At 69.7% G+C, this 23,631-nt stretch carries 15 protein-coding genes; 8 read left to right on the top strand and 7 right to left on the bottom strand.

What is annotated here, in order from left to right; all coding sequences use genetic code 11:
* The 4 genes from GQS09_RS04155 to GQS09_RS04140 form a co-directional block, all read right to left on the bottom strand.
* Positions 1-560, bottom strand: a 560-nt coding sequence (locus GQS09_RS04155; RefSeq protein WP_399552392.1) for a putative T7SS-secreted protein, incomplete at its 3' end; no start/stop codon positions are given.
* 279 nt (positions 561-839) lie between these two features.
* Complete coding sequence (locus tag GQS09_RS04150) at positions 840-5,420, bottom strand: glycosyl hydrolase family 18 protein (protein WP_165984592.1); 4,581 nt, start codon at positions 5,418-5,420, stop codon at positions 840-842.
* 243 nt (positions 5,421-5,663) lie between these two features.
* Positions 5,664-6,332, bottom strand: coding sequence for an NAD(P)H-dependent oxidoreductase (locus tag GQS09_RS04145; protein ID WP_313895983.1), 669 nt, complete (start codon positions 6,330-6,332; stop codon positions 5,664-5,666).
* Complete coding sequence (locus tag GQS09_RS04140) at positions 6,329-7,432, bottom strand: LLM class flavin-dependent oxidoreductase (RefSeq protein ID WP_165984591.1); 1,104 nt, start codon at positions 7,430-7,432, stop codon at positions 6,329-6,331. Before GQS09_RS04140 ends, GQS09_RS04145 begins: the two co-directional genes overlap by 4 nt.
* Before the next feature lie 285 nt (positions 7,433-7,717).
* Between GQS09_RS04140 and GQS09_RS04135 the strand changes: the two genes are divergently transcribed.
* The 5 genes from GQS09_RS04135 to GQS09_RS04115 all read left to right on the top strand — a co-directional run bounded on the left by GQS09_RS04135 (position 7,718) and on the right by GQS09_RS04115 (position 17,167).
* The gene (locus tag GQS09_RS04135) at positions 7,718-8,158 is read left to right on the top strand and encodes a MarR family winged helix-turn-helix transcriptional regulator (protein WP_165984590.1); all 441 of its coding nucleotides are present in this window, start codon (positions 7,718-7,720) and stop codon (positions 8,156-8,158) included.
* Positions 8,159-9,148: 990 nt separating this feature from the next.
* Positions 9,149-13,735 (top strand): BREX system serine/threonine kinase PglW, encoded by a 4,587-nt coding sequence (pglW, locus tag GQS09_RS04130; protein ID WP_313895982.1) that lies wholly within the window; start codon positions 9,149-9,151, stop codon positions 13,733-13,735.
* Positions 13,736-13,757: 22 nt separating this feature from the next.
* A complete protein-coding gene (locus tag GQS09_RS04125) occupies positions 13,758-14,240 on the top strand; it encodes a hypothetical protein (protein WP_093840837.1) in 483 nt (160 codons plus the stop codon).
* Positions 14,237-15,667 carry a KGGVGR-motif variant AAA ATPase gene (locus tag GQS09_RS04120; RefSeq protein WP_165984589.1) on the top strand — a complete coding sequence of 477 codons (1,431 nt, stop codon included), beginning with the start codon at positions 14,237-14,239 and terminating at the stop codon, positions 15,665-15,667. Before GQS09_RS04125 ends, GQS09_RS04120 begins: the two co-directional genes overlap by 4 nt.
* 12 nt (positions 15,668-15,679) lie before the next feature.
* On the top strand, positions 15,680-17,167 hold the full coding sequence (locus tag GQS09_RS04115) for a hypothetical protein (protein ID WP_165984588.1): 1,488 nt from the start codon (positions 15,680-15,682) through the stop codon (positions 17,165-17,167).
* Positions 17,168-17,263: 96 nt separating this feature from the next.
* On the opposite strand, the gene GQS09_RS04110 is transcribed toward GQS09_RS04115, so the two are convergent.
* Genes GQS09_RS04110 through GQS09_RS04100 form a run of 3 tightly spaced genes read right to left on the bottom strand, consistent with a single transcriptional unit; the run spans position 17,264 to position 18,247 of the window.
* The gene (locus GQS09_RS04110; protein WP_165984569.1) at positions 17,264-17,755 is read right to left on the bottom strand and encodes a hypothetical protein; all 492 of its coding nucleotides are present in this window, start codon (positions 17,753-17,755) and stop codon (positions 17,264-17,266) included.
* Complete coding sequence (locus GQS09_RS04105; protein ID WP_165984587.1) at positions 17,752-18,024, bottom strand: hypothetical protein; 273 nt, start codon at positions 18,022-18,024, stop codon at positions 17,752-17,754. The genes GQS09_RS04110 and GQS09_RS04105 overlap by 4 nt, the downstream gene beginning before the upstream one ends.
* Positions 18,017-18,247, bottom strand: coding sequence for a hypothetical protein (locus tag GQS09_RS04100; protein ID WP_139238410.1), 231 nt, complete (start codon positions 18,245-18,247; stop codon positions 18,017-18,019). Before GQS09_RS04100 ends, GQS09_RS04105 begins: the two co-directional genes overlap by 8 nt.
* A 136-nt stretch (positions 18,248-18,383) precedes the next feature.
* Here GQS09_RS04100 and GQS09_RS04095 point away from each other — a divergent pair, with 136 nt between their 5' ends.
* From GQS09_RS04095 to pglX, 3 genes are all read left to right on the top strand, one after another.
* Positions 18,384-19,208 (top strand): helix-turn-helix transcriptional regulator, encoded by an 825-nt coding sequence (locus GQS09_RS04095; protein WP_093840843.1) that lies wholly within the window; start codon positions 18,384-18,386, stop codon positions 19,206-19,208.
* Positions 19,205-19,426 (top strand): DUF397 domain-containing protein, encoded by a 222-nt coding sequence (locus GQS09_RS04090; RefSeq protein WP_165984586.1) that lies wholly within the window; start codon positions 19,205-19,207, stop codon positions 19,424-19,426. The genes GQS09_RS04095 and GQS09_RS04090 overlap by 4 nt, the downstream gene beginning before the upstream one ends.
* Before the next feature lie 131 nt (positions 19,427-19,557).
* The gene (gene pglX / locus GQS09_RS04085) at positions 19,558-23,322 is read left to right on the top strand and encodes a BREX-2 system adenine-specific DNA-methyltransferase PglX (protein ID WP_165984585.1); all 3,765 of its coding nucleotides are present in this window, start codon (positions 19,558-19,560) and stop codon (positions 23,320-23,322) included.
* The last annotated feature ends 309 nt before the right edge of the window (positions 23,323-23,631 follow it).

The raw sequence follows: 23,631 nt of genomic DNA, 5'->3' as shown, positions 1-23,631 counted from the left end.
TTGGCCTGCTGGGCCAGGGCGATGGCGGCGTTGAGCTTCTCGCGGGCGTCGTCGACGGCGCTCTGGGCGTTGCCGGCGTCGAGCTGGGCGTCGGCCAGGGCGCGGCGGACCTCGGCGGAGACCTCTTCCTCGTCCGGCGGGTCGGCGGCGTCCTCCGCGTCCTCCAGCGAACTGGTGGCGCGTTCCAGCCAGGACTGGGCGGTGGACAGCTCCGCGCGGGCGTCCTCGGCGTCGGTGAGGGCCTGGTCGGCGTCCCGCTGGGCGTCCTCCAGCTTGGGCGCGTAGGTCAGCAGCGCCTGTCCGGCCAGGTCGTAGGAGGTGTGGAGTTTTTCGAGGTTGGGCGGGACCTTGTCGAACTTGTCCCGGTAGGAATCCGCCGACTCCCCCACGAACGCCGCCAGGGTGCCGTCCTCACCCAGGGCGCGGACCTTCTGCAGCGCGTCGTAGACGTCATCGGCGAAGGTGGTGAACTTGTTCCCCAGCTGTTCGATACGGCTGGGGTCGCCGGGCGTGGGATCGCTGTCCATGTCCAGCGGCGACCAGTCCGAAGCCCGCCCCATGCCCCTCGCCCCCGTGTCGTCCGGCCTGCGAACTGTATGAGCCACCAAGCTAGTCGGGGTAGTTGCCGCGAGCAATATCCGCTGTGCGTGGGGTGACCGGGCGGGCGGGACACAGCTGTACTGGCCTCGGAAACCGGGCGCACACGTCCCGGCCGGCTTCCTGGGACGTGACCTCCGGTGGGGACCGCAGGGATCGAGGAGAGTGCTTCTGTCCGTGCAGCCGGCAGGACCTTGGACAGTCCCATGGCCGCAGGCCAGAAGCACTCTCCCCTGATGCGGTCAGTCAGCGTCGCCGATCAGCTTCCAGGGCTCGTGGTCGGGGTCGGCCCCGGTGCCCGGGGCATTGCCCTGCGTCCACCACTTGGCCCTCCAGACCTTGCCGTTGTACTTGACCGTGGTCTCCTCGACCGGCTGGCTGTCCGGGGAGTAGATCTTGGTCTCGTCCCAGTCCGCGGCACTGCAGCCACCGGCCGGCGGGGTCGCCGTACCGAGTCCCTTGAGGTTGTCGGTCACCGGCGCGTACGCCGTACCGCCGATCGACAGACTCGTGTTCACCGGACCGGTGACCGGGAGGAAGTAGATGATCGGCAGGTCGAGCGATTTGCCGGCCGGAATGATCTGGCAGTACTCCAGCGTCGTGCTGACCCGGTGGAAGGTCGTACCGGGCGTCAGCTTCCACTGGCCACCCTCGTCACCGGTCAGCCAGTCGGCATCCTTGACCAGCGGTGACGTCGAGGCCGGAAGGTCGAACGACAGCGTCGTGTCCTTGCCGCCGCCGAGCGTGCGCCCGGTGTTGTTGGTGATCCGGACGGTCGGCTGCAGCGGCCACAGATCCGCCGAGGTGGTCGGGTAGTCGACCAGCTCGACGCTCACGTCGGCGGTCACCGTCGGCGCGGCACCGGCGCTGCCGGTGCGCAGACTGTTGTCGTATGCGCCGCTGTTGCCCAGCCTCTCGTGGAGCCGGGTGGTCAGCGTGTAGCCCATCCCGCACGGGGTGTCCGGCTGGACCTCGGCCGGGCAGGAGTAGTCACCACCGAGCTCCCAGATCATCACGCCGCCCGCGCCGGTCGCCTCGACCAGATCGGTGACCGCGTCGATGCCCTGCTCGTCCTCGGTCGACAGGAACACCTTCTTCTCGGCGTTCCACAGCCACGACGTCTTCGTGGTGTCGTCCCAGTGGCGGGTGTACTCGCCCGTGCGCCGGTCGGTGATGTCGGTCTCCGGCGTCAGCCCGACGCTGGGCGCGTAGACCGGCGTGATGTTGTTCTCCAGGTTCTTGGTGTGCCACAGCGGGTTCGTCCCTGAGCCGAGCTCGCTGCCGTTGTTGGTCTCGTCGTGCCAGATGTTGTCGATGCCGAGGGCGCCGTCGCCGCACGGCCGTTGGATGCCCGTGCCCGGCTCGCAGCCGTCCGGTTTCTGCGACGTGCCCCACAGACCGTTCGTACCGCCGGTGACGTTCCGCCAGCCGCGCGTGTAGTAGGGCACACCGATGTTGACGCGCCCGGCCTGCATCGCGCCACGCATGTACGTCATCGCCCAGCTGGTGTTGAAGTACCCGATCCCCCCGTACTCGGGAGTGGCGTACTGGTCGGCCAGTTCCGGGTCCTTGCCGTCGTCGAACAGCGTCGCGTTCGGACCCACCACGTCGTTCCAGGTGCCGTGGTAGTCGTAGGACATCAGGTTGGTGAAGTCCTGGTAGGCCAGCGCCGTCTGGTTCGCCATCCCGCGGACCATGTAACCGGAGGCCGAGGACGCCGAGGTGAGCAGGTAGTACGTGTCGTCCTCGACCGAAGCCCTGTTCAGCGAGTCCCGCAGGGTCTTCATCAGCGCGGTGTAGGCCGTGGGCAGACCCGCGCGGCGTGGGTTCGCCACCGGCCAGTCGGCCGGATTGCCGGTGTCCTCCAGGACCGTGGGGTACTCGAAGTCGATGTCCACACCGTCGAACCCGTAGGTGCGCAGGAAGTCCACGACCGAGTCCGCGAACGTGTCGATCCCGGCCTGGTTGACCGAGCCGTCGGGGTTGGTGGTCATCGCGTAGAAGCCGCCGGAACCGGCCCAGCCGCCGACCGCGATCAGCGTCTTCACCCGCGGGTGCAGGCGCTTGTACTTCGTCAGCAGGTTGAAATGCCCCTTGTAGGGCAGCGAGGGGTCCATCTCGGCGCCGGGCTCGCCGGGCCACTCCCTCTGGGTGGCGTTCGCGTCGACCGTGATCCGGCTGTTCTCCACCGTCGCGAACGCGTAGTTGATGTGGGTCACCTTCGACCACGGGATGTTCTTCACCAGGTAGTGCGGCGTGCCGTCGGCGCCCGTGCGGCCACCGTTGAAGTAGCCCACGATCCGGCGCTGCCGGCCCTGACCGAGCCATTCCCGGCCGTCGCTCTGGTAGACCTTGCAGTACGGCGTCGCCACGCCCGGCGTGGTCGCCAGACCTTCCGGCCGGCAGTCGCCGGACGCGTCCGGCCGCGGGCCGCCGTCGTCACCGCCGGGGTGCGCCTCCATCGGGTCGCCGACACCGCCATTGACACCGAGATCACCGGCACCGCCGATGCTGCGGCTGCCGTCGCCGTAGCTCGGCACCAGCCAGCCGTCGGTCTGCCCGGCCTCACTCGTCAGGGCCGCCTTGACCGTAGCGCTCGCCGTGGTGCTGGTCCGGGTCACGGCGAAGTCCTCGATCCCGTCGCCGTTCAGGTCGGCGAAGGTGCCGAAGCCGCTGGGGAACGGATCGTCGGCACGGATCACGCCCAGCGACTTCCAGCCCTCGGTGGCGCTCCACGGAGCGCCGGTGTTCTCCCAGGCCCGGACCTCGCCGGTCATGTATTCGACCCGGACCGTGTCGGCCCTGCCGTCACCGGTGATGTCGGCGAAGGCGAGCTGCGCGGCGGGCGACTCACCCGGACTGCCGAAATCCTCGGCCGTGTCCCAGTCGCCCGGAGCCGGCATCCCCGCGCCCTTGTTCAGCCAGGCGCTGGCGAACTTCAGCCGGTTCAGCGTGACCAGGTCGTCGCGGCCGTCGCCGTCGAGGTCGGAGAAGTTCATGTCCCGCTCGTAGTTGAGGTCGTTGGCGACGATCGTCGCGCTGCCCCAGCTGACCTCGCCGCCACTGCTGGTGTTCCGCGACACCCGCATCGCCGCAACGCCGGTCGGTGAGTCGGCCGCCGGCAGGATGCGGATGTAGTCGTCCTTGCCGTCGCCGTCCAGGTCGGCGAAGTAGACCCGCTCCGGGTCGTCCCCGCGGTCGGCCGGGCTGATGTCGCCCAGCGGGACCCCGGGCTCGCGCGGGTTGTCGTTGCGCCAGCCGGTGACCCTGCCGTCCGTACCGACCACCGCGTAGTCGGCCTTGCCGTCGCCGTTCAGATCGGGGAACCCGATCTTCGAGCCGGCCGCGGCGGCGTCCCGGATCTTGCCGAGCGGTTCCCAGACGTACGAGCGGCCGCTGACCATGCGCTGCAGGAACGCTTTTCGGACACCTTCGGCGAAGGCGTGCGCGATCTTCTGGTGACCGGCGTCGTTCGGGTAGATCTCGTGGACGATGTCCTGCGGGGTGACCGAGCCCAGCTCGACCAGCACCACCTTCGCGCCGCTGTCGATCTTGTCCTGGGCGATCGTGCGGAGCGCGGAGTTGTAGGCGTCGATCCGGGCCTGGTACGTGGGGTTCGTCGAGGGCGGCAGGGTCCCGATCAGGACCGTGGTCGTCGGCGAGGCGAAGTAGATCTCGTCCAGGAAACTCCGCATCTTCCCGGCCGTCGCCGTACCGTCGGCACCGCCGGCCAGATCCACCGTGCCCGCGACCAGGGTCATCATGTTCGGCCGCAGCGTCCGCAGCGCGGGGATCGTCTCGGCCTTGATCTCGTCGATGCTCTTGCCGTCGAACCCCATGTGGTCGGGGTCGCCGGTCGTGCCGCTCTGCAGCTCACCGACGAAGTCCGTGCGCTTGGAGAGGAGGGTAGCGGCCGTCCCGATACCGGCCACCGCAAGCGTGGTCAGGCCCTTGACAATGTCGTGCAGGTAATCCCGGAAGCCACTGCCGTCGGTGGAGTGCACACCTGCCGTGGTCCCGTCACCGGTCGGCATCAGCCGGAGCTCCTCGATCGACGGGCTGGGACCGGCCGCGTTGAACCGTCCGAACTGGACCGGCCGGTGGTCGGAATCGCCCTCCTCCCGAACCGTGATCCTCGGCGCCTCGTCGAAGAAGTGGGTGGTGACGAAGTAGTCCAGCACACCGCCGTCCTGGTGGGTCGGCTGATCCGGGCGCGGGGCGTAGGGCCGCATGGTCGGCGGGAAGCTGTCCCGGTTACGGAGGATGTCCGGGGCAACGTTGAAGTCGCCTCCGACCGTCGCGTGGTAGGTGACGCCGCGCTGGGTCGCGAGGGCCTCGATCCGGTCGTCGATGGCGTCCAGCAACGTCCCGGAGTCACCGCCGCCGCCGGACAGGCCGTGCACGGTGAAATACCACTCGTCGCCGAACCGCGCACCGAGCGCGTTCCGGCCGGCATCGACCGGGTTGCCGACGACGATCAACTCGTCGGGCGTCTCGGACAGGACGAGTGCGATGTTGACCCGGCCGCCGATCCGGCGTGGGTTGGTCGCGTCGTCGGCGGTCTGCAGGAAATAGACCTCACGGGTGTGCACCCCATCGCGGAAAGCGCTGGCAACGTTCCAGGTATGGTGCAGCACGGTGTACTGATGCGTGTTGCCCTGGCTGTCGGTCGTGGTGAAGGTCTGGTCGGGCTGGCGGACGCTGCGCCAAGGCGGGTGCGGGCCGACCTCCTGAAGCATCAGGATCGGCACCTGCAACGCCAGCCGCTGGACCGTATTGGTCCACTTGCTGCCGTTCTCCGCCGCGTTATTGGCCCCCTGCATGTTCCAGCTGATCAAGGGCGTGGTGTTGGCGGGAAATTCGGTGGCGGCGGCCGGAGCAGCCGGAACGGCAAGTGCCGCCGCCAGCCCGGCCATCACCGCCACCGTGGATATCAACCGGCGTAACAAAAGCCCTCCTCATGTCTCACATCGAAAACGCCAAAACACCCGGGTAATTGACAACCGGACAGCCTCCCAAACGGTGGTTACTGGCCATTCAAGAGGCTGCGTCCGTCTTCTGACGCCCTACGAGGTGAGTTCTGGCGACTCCGATGTCGTGATGCCAAGGCTGTGCCGCCGCCGTGCCCGGGTCGTGAGCAGATCCGTGACGTCGGTGATGGCCGTCTCAATCCGCCCGTAGACGCGGGGGTTGAGCAGGGTGGTGCCGTCGAAGTCGCCTGACGAGGCGAAGACGGCCACCGGGACGGTCAGCGACTGGAAGAACCCGAACAGGGGTCGCAGGGCGTGCTCCAGGACCAGCGCGTGGTGGTCTCCGCCGCCGGTGGCGGCGAGGAAGACCGGCTTGTTCGCGAGTGCGTACTGGTCGACGAGGTCGAAGAAGTGCTTGAACATGCCGGTGTACGAGCCGCGGAACACCGGTGTGGCTGCGATCAGCAGATCGGCCTGCTCGGCCTGCCGCAGCACGGACTCGATCTCCGGAGCGATCCCCTCACGCTCGACGGCGCCGGTGAATCCGGGGCCGAGCCGATAGACGTCGATCCGGGTGTGGTCGACCGTGACCGCATCCTCGGCGAGCGCGCTGCTCAGGGTCTGCAGGACGACATCGGCCAGACCCATGGTCTTGGACTTCGCGCTCGGGCTGCCGTTGACGACCACGACACGCAGCATGCGGCGGGACACGCCGTCGCCCGGAGTGACGGAGAGGGCGGGAGGTGCTTCGGGCGAGACGGTCACGCCACCTTCTCCTTCCGTGCGGCCACCTCGCGGCGCACCACGGGGGCCACCTCTGCGCCGAGGAGCTCGATGGCCTCGAGCACGTGCTTCTGCGGCATTCCGCCGAAGCCGATCTGGACGAGGGCACGGTCCAGGCCGTAGATCTCGTGGTAGGTCAGCAGCTTGTCGATGACCTCCTGCGGGCTGCCGACCACGAGTCCGGCGTTCGGAGACGTCTGGGCGTCGAACGCGGCCCGGGGCATCCGGAACCCGCGGCCTCGTTGGTGGTTGTTCTCCATCATGCCCTGTGCGAAGTACGGGTACATCGTGTCGCGTGCGCCCTGGCTGGTGCGGGCGACGTAGCCGTGGAGATTGATGCTTGTCCGCAGGGCTGCCGGGTCGTGCCCAGCCTGCTGGGCGGCGGCACGGTACATCTCCAGCGTCTGCTCGTGGAACGTGAGGGGTCCGAGCAGCAGGGCCATGGCCATGGGCAACCCGAGTCGTCCGGTGCTGACCGCGGACGCCGGCGTGCCGCCCACGCCGACCCAGATCGGCAGCTCGTCCTGGAGCGCGCGGGGGCCGATGTCAGCGTTCTCGAGTGCCGGGCGGAACCGGCCGTTCCAGGTGAGGGGGTTCTGTGCGCGGATCTTGAGCAGCAGGTCGAGCTTCTCCCGGAACAGGTCGGCGTAGTCCTGCAAGTCGTATCCGAACAGCGGGAACGACTCGGTGTACGATCCGCGGCCCGCAATGATCTCGGCCCGGCCGCCGGAGAACTGGTCGAGCGTGGCGAACTGCTCCCACACGCGGACCGGGTCTTCGGAGCTGAGCACGGTGACCGAGCTGGTGAGCCGGATGTTCTCGGTTGCCTCGGCGGCCGCTGCCAGGACCATCGCCGGGGCCGACCCGACGAAGTCGGTGCGGTGGTGCTCGCCGACGGCGAACAGGTCGAGGCCGGCCTGGTCGGCGAGCCGGGCCTGCTCGATGGTCTCGCGGGCGCGCCGTTGCGGGGAGGGGAGCGCGCCTGTGTGCGGGTCCTCGGTGATCTCGACGAACGTCATGAAGCCGATCTCGAACGGCGACCGCTGCTTGAGCTCGGCGGTGTTGTCGGCAGTGGGGCTCATGGTGGTGGGTTCCTTCCCGGTGGTCGGGCCCGTCGATGCCGCCGGCGCGGACCGGAGCGTATTCGTCCGCCGGGATCAGGCGGGTGTCCACCGCGTCGGCCTCTCGCCGCCGTCGCTCGTGAACTGGGGCATCGTGGGCCTCCGTGGGGTCTCGATACGGTGTGGCAATCCGAGTAACCTGCCTGCGCAGGCAGATATTCCCGCGGTGCCGCTGTCTGCGCAGTCACGTTCCGGGAGTGGCGAAACCGGGCGTCGCGGTAGTGTTCGGGGATGGCGACTCCGCGTTTGACCGAGCTCGAAGACGAGGCATGGGTGGGCTTTCTCCACGCGCACGACCGCATCTGGCGAGAGGTGGAGGCCGGACTCGTGCCACTGGACGTGAGCATGGCGGAGTACAGCGCCCTGTCCTTGCTCGGTCGGGCCGGTCGCAGGGGCATGCGCATGTCGGAGCTGGCCAAGCGCCGCGTGATGTCGACTGGCGGCTTCACCCGGATGGCGGACCGGCTCGAGCGCCGCGGACTCATCGAGCGCCGGCGAGCCGCGGAGGACGGGCGCGGCTATGTCGCCGTCCTGACGGGTGAGGGGCGGACGCTCCTGCGCAAGGCGTGGCGGCAGCAGTACAGCGACCTGCGCCGTCTCTTCTTCGACCGGTTGGACGACGACGACCTGCGCGACCTGGCCCGCGTCTGGTCACGGCTCGCCCCGGAGGGCGACGGCGACCGGTGACCCACGGCGCCAGGGCCGGCCAGGACTGCAGAGCGATCTCGGCTACCTGCCGCAGGCCGCCTGTGCAGCGCCCCCGGCCCGCCCCGGACCGCGATGCCGTTTGCGGCCGGTACGAGGCAGCGGATGAGCAGCCCGGGGTCCGTGTCCGGGAAGGCCGCCGTCCCACTGGCGTGCAGCATGACCCGGACCGGGCGTCCGACGAGCCTGCCGGAGACGGAGAACTTGTTCATGCGCATGGTGATCCGGGCGCACCGATCGACGATGGGAATCCGTGTCATCCAGCGGCATGATCGCTGACGCCCTCGTGGTGCGTAGGTCGAGGGTTCGATTCCCTCATGCGGCTCTCCCAAAAACCAGGTCAGGCCCCTCCGACTTGGCCTTTCTCTTTCCCTGTCCCTTACCTCGGCCCCCGAACCCCTGTGTGTGTCACGGGAGCTCCCAGGTGCAGCGCAACCGGGAGCCCGCACCCGCCCCACCTGGCCCTCCTCCCACTCCCTTGTAGAGACCATACAAAGTGACTCCGTGTAGTGGTCCCGTGGCGGACGACCTCCGAAAGACCGTGGCGTTCAAGGCCTTCACCGCACAGGCACGGCACGGTCCTGCTCACCCGAGGCATGCAGGTCGAGGCCGTCGCTGTCCAGGGCATCGTCGCCCACAAGACTGATCGCCGGAGCCACCGCCTTCTGTGTGAGGGCAACGGCAGTGCCCCGGTCACGAGGGACGGAGACCGGCAGGGCTGTGAGGCGCTGCGTGGTGGAGTCGCCGCGCCGCCTTGGAAGATCGTGACCGAGGACCGAACAAAGGCACGTGTATGCCCGTGTCGCACGGCGTGGAGAGAGCGGCTGGTCGGCCATCGGCGGAGGCCATGGGGGCCGATTAGGATGCAGAGCCGGGGTCGGCCCGGCAAGGCGTCCACAGCGGTGGATCCTCCCGGCGGCTCACCGAGTAGCCTGCGTTCATCTGCCGCTTCGACGACTGGAGGTACCCCCTGTGACGCCCGCAGCGCGGTCCTCCGTGCCCAAGCCCGGACCGCCGCCGCGCAAGGAGCGCTGGTTCCAGCCCCGCCGTTCCGGCTACCGGTGGGAGCAGGAGGGCCTGGACCACATCCGGCGGCTGATGCCGCAGGCAGAGCCCTACCGTGCCTGGGCGACGTTCCAGTTCACCGGTGCCTCCGGACGCGTCAACGAGTGCGACCTGCTCATCGTCGTTCCGGGCGGCCTTTACCTGCTGGAACTCAAGGGGCATCCCGGACGCCTGGTGAACCACGGAGACACCTGGCAGTTCCACGGCGACCGGGTCCGTACCCTGAAGAACCCCCTGCACCTCACGGACCTGAAGACGAAGGAGCTCAAGAGCCGGCTGGAGCGCGCGGCCCGAGCCACCGGCAAGGACCCGCGCAGGGTGCCGTTCATCAAGCCGGCCGTCTTCCTGCACGACCCGACGCTGCGGAGCGAGCTGGACGAGTTCCAGCAACCGGGCGTCTTCGGGCTCAACGACGGCGCAAGCGGGCTGCCCCGGATCTGGGACGATCTGCTCGGCCTGCCACCGGAACGGGAGAGCTGGCGCATCACTCCCCAGACCGGTCAGCTCGTCGAAGCGCTGATGAAGCACATCGGCATCAGCCATTCCACTGCGCACCTGCGGTACGGGGACGACTGGAGACTGCAGCCGGGTGTCCTGGACGCGGGCCCCGGCTGGGAGGACCGGCTCGCCGCGCGCGACGACGGCCTGGTGCAGGAGCGTGGCCGGGTACGTATCTATCTGGCCGGCGAGGCGGCATCCGAACAGCAGCGTCTCAAGGTGGATCGCGCCGCGCGGCGCGAGTACCAGGTCCTGCAGGGCATCAATCACCGCGGCATCGTGCAGGCCGTCCAGATCCGCGAACACCGGGGTGGGCCGGCCATTCTCTTCCGCCACCGCGAGTCCGATCTGCGGCTGGACGCGTACCTCGACGCCTACGGCGGCCGGCTCACCGCCGACGACCGGCTCAACCTGGTCCGCCAGCTCGGCGAGGCCGTGCGGTACGCCCACAACCGCTCCCTCTACCATCGCGCCCTGGCGGCACGGTCCGTCTACGTCTCCGCCAAGGAGGACGGCAGTGACCCCGTGCTGCGCATCGCCGACTGGCAGACCGCGGCCAGGGACTTCGACACCACCCATCTCCGCTCGCTCGGCGACACCCCTCTCGACGCCGGTCTCATCGCCGATACGGCTCAGGTCTACCTCGCCCCCGAGACCGATCAGGAGTTTGCCGACCCGGTCGACCTCGATGTGTTCGGCCTGGGCAGTCTCTCCTATCTTCTGCTCACCGGACGTCCCCCGGCCGACCGCCGCAGTGCCCTCATCGACCGGCTTGCCGCCGAGGGCGGCCTGCATCCCTACGCGATCGCCGACGGCATCTCCTCGGCCCTCGACGACCTCGTCTTCCAGGCCACTCGTCCCGATGTGCAGGACCGCCTGCCCTCGGCGGACGACTTCCTCCGGCTGCTGGACAAGGCGGAGGAGGATGCCACGCCGCCGGAGGAACCCGGCGCCTCGCTCCCCGACCCGCTGACCGTGCAGCCGGGCAGGCCGATCGACGACCGCTGGACCGTCGTACGCGTCCTGGGAACGGGCGCCACCGCCCGCGCGGTGCTGGTCCGGCCCACCGACCAGCACGAGGGCAATGACGAGCACGGGGACGGAGCCGGACGGCCGGAACCTCCGAGGGTGTTCAAGATCGCCCTGGACCGGGAGAAGGACGCGCGACTCTACGCCGAGGCCGCGGCGCTCAAGGAAGTCGGCGGCGACCGCATCGTCAAGCTTCTGGAGGAGCCGCGGGAGCTGGGCGGCCGCACCCTGCTGGAAATCGAATACGCCGGCGGGTTCCGGAGCGCGGGGGACCGCGAGCCGGTCAGCCTCGGCTCCCGGCTGCGCGGCGAAGGCCGGCTCAGCTACGACCAGCTGGAGCGCTTCGGCAACGACCTGTTCCACGCCCTCGACAGTCTGGCGGCCCGCGGGGTCCGCCATCGGGACATCAAGCCGGACAATCTCGGCCTGTTCAAACGCAGCGACGGCTCCTGGCAGCTCATGCTGTTCGACTTCTCGCTTGCAGACGCCCCGGACAAGGACATCCAGGCGGGAACCCGCGGCTACCTCGATCCCTTCCTCGGCAGCAGCCGTCGTTCCCGCTACGACGACCACGCCGAGCGGTATGCCGCGGCCGTGACACTCCACGAAATGGCCTCCGGGGAACGCCCCGTGTGGGGTGACGGACGAAGCGCCCCGCTGACCGTGCCGGACGCACAGCTCTCCCTCTCCGACGAACTGTTCGAACCCGCGCTGCGAGACGGGCTGACCAGGTTCTTCGAGCGAGCACTGCACCGGGATGTCGAGCACCGCTTCGACAGCCTCCAGCAGATGTGGGACGCCTGGCGGCAGATCTTCCGCACCGCCGACTCGGCCCGCCCGGCCACCACGCCGGCGACCGTCGGCGCGAACGCCGTCGACATCGAGGACGCCCGGGAGCAGGCCGCCGCCGCGGCGACCCTGGACACGCCGCTGGACGCCGCGGGCCTGTCCCCCCGCGCGGTGTCGGTGGCCGGCGCCCTGGGAGCGACCGATGTCCGGGGCCTGCTGGCCGTCCAGCCGCATGTCATCTCCCGCGCCCGGGGCGCCGGCGCCGTGGTCCGCAAGGAACTCAATCGCCGCCACCGTCAGTGGAGCGCCGCCCTGCGGCAGCGGCCGGCCGCGAAGCCCGCCGCGGAAAGCGTCCGCACCGGCGGGACCGCGGATGCCGGGGCGGACGGCTACGGCTCGATCGACGAGCTCGCCGCCCGCCTGACGCCCTCCGGCGAGGGACGCCGTTCCCGGCCGCGCCCCGATGTCGTGCTGGCCACGCTGCAGTTGCCGGGCGCCGCTCCGCTGGAGACCTGGCCGGCCCAGACCTCCATCGCCAAGGCGCTCAACATCAGCCAGGCCACGGTGTCCAAGCACCAGCAGGCGGCCCTTGAACAGTGGGCTGCCCTGCCATGGCTGCGCCAGGTCCGCGACGAACTCGTGGAGATCCTTACCGCCCAGGGCAGGGTGATGACGGCCGAGGAGCTGGCCGCCGAACTGCGGGCCCGGCACGGAGCCGGAGCCGACAGCCCGGCCCAGACGCTTGCCAGGGCGCTCGCCGTGGTGCGGGCCGCCGCCGAGACGGAGGCCCGGAAACGCGACGAGGAGCCGCTCCACGACGCACAGGACGGTGACACGAGCGGCACCGGTACGGAGGCCGTCGCCCGCCTCGCCGTGCTGCGGCGCGGCGGGCGGGTCCTGCTGGCCCTGGAGGACCGCCCGGGCGCCGACGAGCCCACCCCGGCGGAACTCGCCGACTACGCCGCCGGGCTCGGCGAACTGGCGGCGGACCTGGCAGCCCGCGATCCGCTCCCCGGCCGCGCCACCGTGGTGCGGGAACTGCGGACGGTGCCCGCTCCCGACGGGATGGCGCCGCTGGCGGACACCCGGCTGGTCACCCTCGCCGCGGCTGTCGCCGAGCGGGTCGCCGTCTCGCGGCGCCTGGAGGTGTTCCCCCGCGACCTGCCGCTGCCGCGGGCGCTGCGGATCTCCCAGGCCCCGGCCGGAGTGCGGCCGGGCACGGGCATCTCCATCGAGGAGTTGCTGACCCGGGTGCGGGCCCGGTTCCCGGGGCTGGAAGGGCTGGAGGAACTCACCTACGTCGAGCTTCAGGAGGCTCTTGCCGAGGCCCAGTTCCCCCTGACCTACGACATACAGCGCAAGCGCTTCATGCCGGCGCGCAGCGGTGCGGGCAGCAGCCGGCCGCACAGCGAGGTCTCCGAACCGACCCGGACCAGTGTGCTGGTCCGGGCTTCCCAGGCGGACGTCGCAGCCGGCCGCGACCCGCGGCAGGTCCTGCGGCTGAAGCTGGAGACCGCGCTGCGCCGGGGCGGCTTTCTGGCCCTCACCCTCAAGGGAGCGGACCTGCGCGGCACGGCCCGGCACCTCGCCGACCGCTTCGACGTCCTTCCGGTCTCCCTGGGCGACGAATTCCTCACCGCGCTGCGGGAGCTGGCCGAGGAGCAGGGCGTGCGCTGGCAGGCGCTGCTGAAGGCCGACGCGCGCCTGACCGCCTCCGGCGAGCTGGGCGCAGCCCTCGCCTCGTACACCAGGGCCGCGACCCAGCGCCTGGCCGACCGGCTGACGTCCCGGGCCGAGGCGGCGGGCCCGCGCACGGTGCTGTTCCTGCACAACGCCGGACTGCTGGCCCGCTACTGGGAGGGCGGTGGCCGGGAGCTGGTGGCCCGGCTCCAGCAGGCTGCGCGTCGTCCGTCCGACACCCCGCACGGTCTGTGGCTGCTGCTGCCCATGGACGACCCACGGGCCGCCCCCACCCTGGACGGCCGCACGGTGGAAGTGGTGGACCGGGACACCGAGTGGGTGGTGCTGGACCGGCTCTTCCTCAAGGACCTGCAGACGTCGTCGGCACAAGCCCGGGCAGAAGCCCGGACACAGGCCCGGGCAGAGGCTCAGCCGGAGGTCCGAACGGCCGCACGAACAGCGTCGCGAACGGCGGACGCGGCTGGGCCGGCCGGGTGATGCGCGCTCTATGATCGCTCGGGTGCCGACCACCTCAGCAGAGCACCACTTCGCTCATGCCGCCGAGCGGCACTACTGGGATGCCGTGCTGCTGCACGACAACGGGCGCCTGTGCAACGCCGACCACCATTTCGGCTTCGCGGTGGAGTGCGCGCTGAAGAGCCTGCTGCTGCGGTTCACCTCCGCCGTCACCCTGAATCCGAAGAAGGAGGGAAAGCCCGGGTCCAAGAGGCCGTGGTATCTCGACCCGGCGACGGGGAAGCCCCGGGACCTGGGACACCTGCCGTGGGTGGCCGCCGACCTGGCGCTGCTCGCCCGCGGCCGGTCTGCCACCCGTACGGCAGCCGCACTGGGCGGCCTGTCGGCCTTCGACGCCTGGTCGGTCGAGGAACGCTACCGCGACGGCACCGCGGTCGCCGCGCAGGACGTCGCTGCACGGCGTACCGTGGCCCACGCGATCATCACCGTGCACCAACAGGCCCTGATCAATGGAGGGCTGCTGTGACTCACCCCGCCGGGACTCTCCGCGCCGGCCCGGTCCGGTTCGACGACGCCCGTCCGCGCGCCCTGGCCATCGCCGGCGAGGTGGCCGCCGAAGGGCAGGACGTGCTTCTCGTCCGGGACGTCCTGGGCCGCTTCTCCCTCGTGGTGGACGACCGCGGACGGCCGGTCCCGGAAGACCGCCCGGCGGTCTGGGCCACCCGCCTGGCCGACCGCCTCCAGCGGTACGCCGCCGAGCGGCCCGTGCTCCTGGCCTCGGCCCTGTTCTCCGCCGAAGCACTGCTGCACTCCCCGCACGCCGTGCCCGTCGCCGTGCCCGTCCAGCTCCCCGCGGAACCCCCGGCCGCCGGCCGGGGCACCGTGCGGCTGATCGACAACACCGTGGTCGGCCAGGACTGGTCCCGCGTCTCCACCCCCGATCCGGAGACCGACGGTTCGTTCACCCACCGCACCGCCCTGTACGGCTTCCGGGGCGGCGTCGGGCGCACCACGGCCACCGCGATGCTGGCCCGCCACCTCGCCGACGAAGGGCGGATCGTCCTCGTCGTCGACCTCGATCTCGAAGCGCCGGGGGCCGGGCCGCTCCTCGCCGACCAGGCACACCTGCCCCCGTACGGGATCGTCGACCAGTTGGTGGAGGCCGCGGTGGGCAACGCGCAGGGCCTGGAGGTGGTCGCCCCCACCGGATACACGCCCCCCACCGGCCGGGGGGAACTCTGGGTGGCACCCGCCCGGGGGCGGGACGGCGACGGCCCGGACGGCGGCGCGGAGGAGGTCCCCTACTCCTACGTGGACAAGCTCAACCGGGTGTATGCCGATATCCCCGGCGCCGCCTTCGCCGACCGGCTCGAAGACGCGGTCCGCTGCTGCGAGGACGCCGTGCGGCGCACCGGCGACAGCGGACGCCGCCCCGACGTGGTCCTGATGGACAGCCGGGCCGGCATCCACGACATCGCCGCCGTCACCATCTCGCGGCTGTGCGATCTCGCCCTGCTCTTCGGCGCGGACAACCGGCAGACCTGGCAGGGCTACGGCGACCTCTTCGCCGCCTGGCGCACCTCGGGCCAGGCCCGGGAGATCCGCGAGAAACTGCGCATGGTCGCCGCCATGGTCCCGGACTCGCCGCAGCGCCCCAAGGACGCCTACCTGGAGTCCTTCCGCGACCATGCGTGGGAGTGCTTCTCCGCGCTGTACGACGACGTGTCCGACCCGGACGATCCCGACGCCTTCTTCCCCACCCCGCAGGACGACTCGGCCCCCCACTACCCCGTGCCCATCCTCTTCGAGCCCGGTCTGATCGGGCTGGACGCGGACTCCACGCCGGGCTGGCAGGACCGGGCCTTCGTGCAGGCCGCGTACCGTGATTTCCTCACCACCGCCGGCCGGCTCATCACCGCGAACCCGGCATCGGAAAGCCCGCCGGAAAGCTGAGGACGGACGCGCATGCTCAAGCCGCTGGGACCGGACGAGTACCGCGAGCTGCTCGCCGCGGCACTGCCCGAGGCCACGGACGCGGACACCATCCTGCCCAACCTCACCACCCTCTTCACCCCCGACAGCCATCGCGCGGCCCTGTATGTGGACGCCACGGTGGTGCGCGGCGGGCGGGGCGTCGGCAAGACCTTCTGGTACCACTCGCTGCTGGACGACACCCTGCGGGAGGTCGCCGCCGAGGAGTACGGCATCGAGCGGCTGCGCCGCCTGACCGTCTGGCCGGGCTACGGCGCGGCCGTGGAGCCGGAGCTGTACCCCGGCCCCGGTGTGCTGTGGCAACTGGTGGAGGACGGTGTCCGCCCCTACGACCTGTGGTACACCGTGCTGCTGTCCACGCTGGGCAGGGAGGAGCTGCGCCCGCTGGTCGAATGGCGCGACCGGGTGGCATGGGTGCGCGCCAACCCGGGGGCGGCCGAGCGCATCATCCACCGGGCCGACCGGCAGGCGCAGCAGGACGGCACCACCCACCTGATCCTCTTCGACGCCCTGGACCGCCTGCACCGGGTCCGCGCCGAGGCGGACCGCCTGGTCGGCGGCATTCTGGAGCTGGCCCTGGCGATGCGGCTGGGCACCCGCAACATCCGCTGCAAGGTCTTCATCCGCCCGGACATGTTCGACGGCGCGCTGCTCCGCTTCCCCGACGCCTCCAAGCTGACGGCCAACGCCGCCGCCCTCACCTGGTCGCGGGCCAACCTGTACGGCCTGCTCTTCCACTACCTGGGCAATCACGGCGGCGAGTACGGCCACCACGCGGAACGCTTCCGCAGGCTGACCGGCGGGTGGCAGCCGGAGGCGGACGGCCGCCGCTGGGTGCCGCCCGCGCTGCTGCGCGGCGACGAGCGGCACCAGGAGGACCAGTTCACCCAGATCGCCGGCCCGTACATGGGCGCCAACTACCGCAAGGGCAACACCTACACCTGGCTGCCCAACCATCTGATGGACGGGGTCGAGCAGGTCAGCCCGCGCAGCTTTCTCAGCGCGCTGAACCGCGCCGTGGCCGAGACCCGCGGCTCCTATGCCGGCCACCGGTACCCCCTGCACCACGAGGGCATCCGCAGGGGAGTCCAGACCGCCTCGACGACCAGGGTGAAGGAGATCGGCGAGGACATGCCGTGGGTGCAGCGGGCAGCCGCACCCCTGGCCGGCCGCCAGGTGCCCATCGAGCAGGCCACGGTCGTGGAGCTGTGGCGGGAGGCCGGCCTGTCGGAGGCGCTGCGCCGGGAGGCCGAAACCTTCCGGGACGCGTCCGGGAACGCCGACAGCGAGGACATCCGCACCGGCCCCCGCCACCCCGACGACCCGGAGCTGCTGATCGAGGAGCTGATCACGCTCGGCGTGATGCGCCGCCGCCGGGACGGCCGCATCGACCTGCCGGACGTGTACCGCATCGCCTTCAACATCGGCCGCAAGGGCGGCGTCCCCCGCGTCGCCGGCTGACCGCCCGGTGACCCGCCCCCTGCCGGGGGTGCTGTGCCGTGGGGGACGGTCGGTTGCGTCCCCGGCAGGGGGGCGGGAGTCTGTCGGGCTGAAAGCTCAGGCCGCCGCATGGCGCGGCCGGGCGGGTATCCGAGCTGTACGGCGGGACGCCTCGGTCAGGCCGGTCGGGCCGGTCAGACCGGTCAGGAAGGGGAGGGCGATCGGGCGGCAGGACAGCCCGTAGGTGACCTCCGCGTCCCACCGGCCGCCCACCCGGTCGGGGACACGGGCGGTGACACTGATGTGCCGGCCGGCCACCAGGGCGGCCAACTGCCGCTCGTGGCAGGGCAAGTCATCCATCCACTCGCGGAAGACCCGCCCGGGGTTCGGGGCCTGCGGGTCGCAGCGGTACAGCGCCTCGGCCGGGAACGGGCCGCCGCGCCACGGGTGCGGGTCCAGCGCGTCGGACAGGCGGCGTGCCTGGCCGCGCAGCCACCGCAGCGCCAGCCGGGGCGTCCCGGCCCGGTAACCGCCCAGCACCCATTCCCCGCCCAGGGCGGGACAGCGGGCGACGACTTCGCACCAGTAGCCGTCGTGCACGGCGGTCATCGCCAGTCCCCGGGGACGAGGCGGCAGGGCGAGGTCTCCACCAGCCGGTAGGTGAAGTGCTCCCGGTTGCGGTCCCGGTGCCGCTTCACCCACTCCGCCGCCCTCCGGCGGGCCACCGCACGGTCCACCTCCGAGCCGGCCACGGCGACCTCGACCGGCGTCCCGGACTCCCCGCAGACCGCACACTCCATGACCACCGTCGCGGGCTCCGCGTCCGGTTCCGTGTCCAGCACGACGGCGAACCGGCGCACCCCGTAGACCTCATGCATCGCCGCTCCTCAGGGCCCGCAGGTGCGCCGCGACCCGCGCGCGCAGTTCCTCCCGCCGTTCGCTCAGCTCCTCCAGCGTCGGCGCATCCCCGGTGACCGCCACCTCCGGGAGGCCGCCGCCGTCCTGCACCCCGGCCTCGGGCTCCTCTCGGCCCTCGCCGCCGGTCACCGTCTTCCGCTGCTGCGCATCCATCACCACTCCGCTGCCTGGTCCTGCGGCCATCCCCCGATACCGCCTGTACTCATTCGCTCACCAGAACAACGCAACTTCCATGGGGAACGGGGTACTTTAACGGCCATCGGCAAGGGACGGACCTGCTGGTACGTCAGACGCGAGCACATTCGAAGAGGTCACGGCGTTGGACGAAACGACGAACCCCGAGCACTTGACTCCGCTTCAGCGCTTTGGCGCAGATGTTCGACAAGTTCGCCTGGGTCGAAAACTTCTCCAGAGGCAGTTGGGTCGTGCCGCCGGCTACTCCGAGGCGTATGTCAGCCGCGTCGAGTCCGGACAGATCACATGCAGCGAGAAGTTCGCCGAGGGCTGCGACCTGGCCTTCGGGACGAACGGACTGTTCGCAGGCTTGCGGAAGCGGATGCTGGAGGCGGACAGCCCGAATTGGTTCATCCCCTACCTCGAAGGGGAGCAGAAGGCCGACCACATCGAGGACTACTCGACCTGCGCCATCATGGGTCTGCTGCAAACCGAGGAGTACGCCCGTGCGATCTTCCGCGCAGGCTTCCCGAGTGCACGGGACGATGTGATCCAGGGGAAGGTCGATGCCCGGCTGGTGCGTCGCAAGGTGATCGAACGCGAGAACCCACCCACGCTGTGGCTGATCCTCCACGAGGCGTGCCTGCGCACAGTGGTGGGCGGCCCCACCGTCATGGCGGAACAGCTCGATTGCCTGATCACGGCAGCTCAGTACCCGCACATCGACATCCAGGTGATCACCTACGCGGCCGGGGCCGCCGCGGCGCACGTGGGACCGTTCACTCTCCTCTTGTTCGAATCCTCCCCCACCCTCTATTACGCAGACGGTCCGCAGGGAGGCAGGATGTACGAAAAGGAGAAGCTCGTTGCAGAGGCTGTGCGGCATTATGACCGTCTGCGGGCGAACGCACTGGCCCCGGACGACTCGCTCACCCTGCTCAAGGCACTGCACAAGGAGTACACGTCATGACTGCGGACATTGACCTCACTGCCGCTGAGTGGATCGCGTCGTCATACAGTGCGTCCAACGGCGGGCAGTGCGTCGAGGTCTGCGTTGCCTTCGCGCACTCCGGCGCGGTCCCCGTCCGGGATAGCAAAGTTTCTCGCGGCCCGGTGCTGACCTTCCCGCCGGCCGGCTGGGCTGGCTTCCTGTCCGCTCTCCACGGTGGCGGTCTCGGCACCTCCTGAACCCCTGGTCGGCCAGTCCGCGCGAGCCGACGCATTGGGGAGTCTCCGCACCCGCCGGGCTGGCAGGATGGGACCGGCGTGCCTGCGGGCACGCCGCAAGGGGCACCCTGGGGCGGAAAGAGGTCTTGCCGATGTCATCTGCTACGCCGGTCGCGTCCGCGTCGCTGGACAAGGCGGCGCTGCTCAAAGACTTGCAGAAGCAGGTCACTGCGCTGACGGACGACCTGCGGAGGCAAACGGAGACAGAAGCGGTCGGTGAGGAGCTGCGTGCCGAGTACCAGGCGGCCCAGCAGGCCGAACGCACCGGCGTGACGTACGAGACGTGGCGGGAGGACCGGCTGGTCCAGGTCGCTGCTGCCTGGGTCCTGGCCTGCGTGTTCGTCCGCTTCTGCGAGGACAACGGCCTGATCCCCGACGCCTGGCTCTCCGGCCCCGGCGACCGGCTGGCGGAGGCCCAGGACCGTCACGACGCCTACTTCCGCAAGCACCCGGAGAAGAACGACCGCGACTGGCTGGTGGAGTCCTTCGAAGCGCTGGCACGCGCGCACCCGACCATCGCCGGCCAGCTCTTCGACAAGACTCACAACCCGCTGTGGGAAGTCATGCCCTCCTACGAGGGTGCCACCGGGCTGCTGGCCTTCTGGCGTGAGCGTGGCGCGGACGGCGAGGTTCGCTACAACTTCACGGACCCGGAGCTGGACACCCGCTTCCTGGGCGACCTGTACCAGGACCTCAGCGAGCACGCCCGCAAGACCTACGCCCTGTTGCAGACCCCGGAGTTCGTCGAGGAATTCATCCTCGACCTGACGCTGGAACCGGCCGTCGAGGAATTCGGCCTGGACCCGGAGTGGAAGCACAAGCCGAAAGGCTGGACGGGAGACGAGCCGCCACGCGGCCTCCGCTGCATCGACCCCGCCTGCGGCTCCGGTCACTTCCTGCTCGGTCTCTTCGAGCGGCTGCTCGCCAAGTGGCGGGAAGCCGAACCCGGCGCGGAAGACTGGGCGCACGTGCGCCGGGTACTGGAATCCGTCCACGGCGTGGACAAGAACCCCTTCGCCGTCGCTATCGCCCGTTTCCGCCTGCTGGTGGCCGCGCTCAAGGCATGCGGCGTGCGCGAGCTGTCCCGGGCGCCGGAACTGCCTATCCGCGTCGCGGCGGGCGACTCCCTCCTCCACGGCCGGGAAGCCGGACGCGGCACCGACCCGACCCTGGACGATGCCGAACGCGAGGTCTTCACCTACCGCACGGAGGACGTGCAGGAATACAACGACAGTATCGATCTCCTGGGCAGGGGCTCCTACCACGTCGTCGTGGCCAACCCGCCGTATATCACGGTCAAGGACAAGCAGGAGAACGAAAACTACCGCTATGCCTACTTCGCTTGCTCACGTCAATATCAACTCTCCGTTCCCTTTGCGCAACGTGTCTTTGAGTTGGCAATTCGAGCAGACAGTAACCGGCGTGACGGCGGCTTCACTGGGCAGATTACCTCGAACGGATTCATGAAGCGAGAGTTCGGGAGAGTGCTTATCGAGTCATTCTTTCACGGAGGTATTCCATATAAGGATCCTCAAACTAAAAGGGTGACGACCTTCGCTGGAGTGGAACTTACACACATCATCGACACTTCCGGGGCCTATATTCCTGGGCACGGCACTCCGACCGTCATTCTGGCTGGCCGGAATCAGTCGGCGCGGCAAGCAAGTCGCATCCGGGCGGTTCTCGGTATTCGTGGTGAAACGACGATTCCTTCAGAGGGAGAACGAGGCCCTGTTTGGCTCGCCATTGAGAAGCAAGTCTGGGCTCCCGGGTCTGAATCGCAGTGGATTAGCGTAAGCGATGCAGAAAGGGTGACCTTTTCCAAGCATCCATGGTCGCTCCATGGAGGTGGCGCGGAAGACCTACAAGGGAAACTACAGGAACTTTCGCGAAAAATCTCTACGCTCAAAGCGGAGATCGGCTTCGGAGCTGTGACTCGTGAAGACAGTGCCTACATGGTGGGTGCAGGCGCACTGCGGCGGGCCAATATTGATTCGGTTAGCCAGCGGCCGCTGGTAGAAGGTGATTCAGTCCGCGATTTTTGCATCAACGAGCCTACCGTCAGCTTGTGGCCTTATGAAGAATCCACCTTGATGGCTCTTGGCTCACTTCCTGCTAAGCGGTTCCTTTGGCCTTACCGTGTGGTCCTGCGAGAGCGTGTTGCATACGGAAAGACGCAGCTCGAACGCGGTTTGAAGTGGTACGAGTACTCAATGTTCTTCTCAAAACGTTACCGCGCGCCTCTGGTGATCCCCTTCTCCTTTATTGCGACGCATAATCACTTCGTGCTGGATCGGGGTGGAAAGGTATTCAACCGTTCTGCGCCGGTGATCAAGCTGCCGGAAGGGGCGACGGAGGAGCAGCACCTGGAGTTGCTGGGGGTGCTGAACTCGTCGGCGGCGTGTTTCTGGTTGAAGCAGGTCTGTCACGACAAGGGAAGCCAGGGGGTGAACGAAGGTTTCAAGTCGCAGGAATGGGAGCGGTTCTTTGAGTTCACCGGGACGAAGCTTCAGGAGTTTCCGCTGCCTGCGGAGCTGCCGCTTGCCCTCGGGCGGGAGTTGGATGCGCTTGCGCAGGAGTTCGCCGCGCATGAGCCCAGTGCGGTCACCGGTTCGGGGACGCCCACGCGGGCCGCGCTGGACGAGGCCCGTGCCGTGCAGGAGCGCGTCCGGGCGCGGATGATCGCGTTGCAGGAGGAGCTGGACTGGACGGTCTACGGCTCCTACGGGTTGCTCACCGCCGAGGAGGTGGTGCGGACGACGCTGCCGGGTGATCCGGCGGATCTGACCGATGCCGAGCTGCCGGCCGTGGCCCTCGGGCAGCGGGCGTTCGAGATCGTGCTGGCCCGCAGGATGCGGGACGAAGGGGCCGAGACGGCCTGGTTCGAGCGGCATGGGTCCACGCCGGTCACCGAGGTTCCGGCGGAGTGGCCGGAGGCGTACCGCAGGGTGGTCGAGGCGCGGATCAAGCTGATCGAGGACAACAAGGACATCCGGCTGATCGAGCGCCCCGAGTACAAGCGGCGGTGGTCGCTCGAACCGTGGAAGAAGCGGGAGGCCGCCGCGCTGCGCGCCTGGCTGCTGGACGCGGCCGAGCGCGAGGATCTGTGGTTCGAGGAACGCGACGAGTTCGTCACGCCCCGCGTGCTCACCGTGAACCAGCTCGCCGACGCCCTGCGCCACGACAAGGACGTGCAGTCCGTTGCCGCGCTCTATGCCGCCGACCACCTCGACGACCGGGACGCTTCCCTCGCCACCGTGCTGGCCGAGGTGACCGCCGCCGAGCACGTTCCGCATCTCGCCGCCCTGCGCTGCAAGGAGTCCGGGCTGCGCAAGCGCGAACAGTGGGAGCGGGTGTGGGAGATGCAGCGGCAGGAGGACGAGACGGGTGAGCGGCTCGACATCCCGGTGCCGCCGAAGTACACCGGCGCGGATTTCCTGAAGCACTCCTACTGGTCGAACCGGGGCAAGCTGGACGTCCCCAAGGAGCGGTTCATCTCCTACCCCGGCGCCAGTCCCGACGCGGATGGTTCGCTGCTGCTCGGCTGGGCCGGGTGGAACCACCGGGATCAGGCCGCCGCGCTGGTCAACCTGATCAATGACCGGATCGAGCACGACGGCTGGCCGAAGGACGACCCCCGGTTCGTTCCCCTCCTCGCCGGGCTCCACGAGGTGCTGCCCTGGGTCCGCCAGTGGTACGGCGAGTACGACGAGGAGTGGGGCGGCAACCCGGCCGAGGAGTTCCAGTCCGTGCTCGACACCCGGCTGATGGAGTGCGGTTTGTCGGTGGCGGATCTGCGCTCCTGGCGGCCGGAGAAGAAGTCGCGCGGCGGACGCCGGAAGACAGCCGCCGAGTAGCCCACGAGTGGCGCCGGGCGGGCGGTCCGTGCGGGCCGCCCGCCCCTTGGTGCGTGGCACGCGTGGCAGTACGCGCGTGAAGCGGCCACCGCTTGGTTCGGCCGGAAGAGGAGCCGTGGCGGTCCGTTTCGGGCGAGCCGGTGGCCGGCCGGGGCCTGGCGCAGCGCATCGGCGAGCGGCCGGAGGGGCGCGTCGTGCGCCTGGTCTCGTTCCGTCACACCGTGTCGGCCGGCCGCGCCCGCGCGGCCCACCGCGCCACGGCGCGCCCAGGGGGTGTGCGTGGTGCGCTCACAGCTCGCGGATGCTGCA

The sequence above is a fragment of the Streptomyces sp. YIM 98790 genome (assembly GCF_011421595.1).
Lineage (GTDB): Bacteria > Actinomycetota > Actinomycetes > Streptomycetales > Streptomycetaceae > Streptomyces.
Note: the sequence above shows the minus strand (reverse complement) of the source record. Positions and strands in the feature narration are given on the sequence as shown.

Coding starts and splice junctions, on each gene's coding strand:
- GQS09_RS04150 (WP_165984592.1), bottom strand. CDS start 5,420: ATGCAGGGGGCCAATAACGCGGCGGAGAACGGCAGCAAGTGGACCAAT.
- GQS09_RS04140 (WP_165984591.1), bottom strand. CDS start 7,432: ATGAGCCCCACTGCCGACAACACCGCCGAGCTCAAGCAGCGGTCGCCG.
- GQS09_RS04115 (WP_165984588.1), top strand. CDS start 15,680: ATGCTCAAGCCGCTGGGACCGGACGAGTACCGCGAGCTGCTCGCCGCG.
- GQS09_RS04110 (WP_165984569.1), bottom strand. CDS start 17,755: ATGACCGCCGTGCACGACGGCTACTGGTGCGAAGTCGTCGCCCGCTGT.
- GQS09_RS04105 (WP_165984587.1), bottom strand. CDS start 18,024: ATGCATGAGGTCTACGGGGTGCGCCGGTTCGCCGTCGTGCTGGACACG.
- GQS09_RS04100 (WP_139238410.1), bottom strand. CDS start 18,247: ATGGCCGCAGGACCAGGCAGCGGAGTGGTGATGGATGCGCAGCAGCGG.
- GQS09_RS04090 (WP_165984586.1), top strand. CDS start 19,205: ATGACTGCGGACATTGACCTCACTGCCGCTGAGTGGATCGCGTCGTCA.
- pglX (WP_165984585.1), top strand. CDS start 19,558: ATGTCATCTGCTACGCCGGTCGCGTCCGCGTCGCTGGACAAGGCGGCG.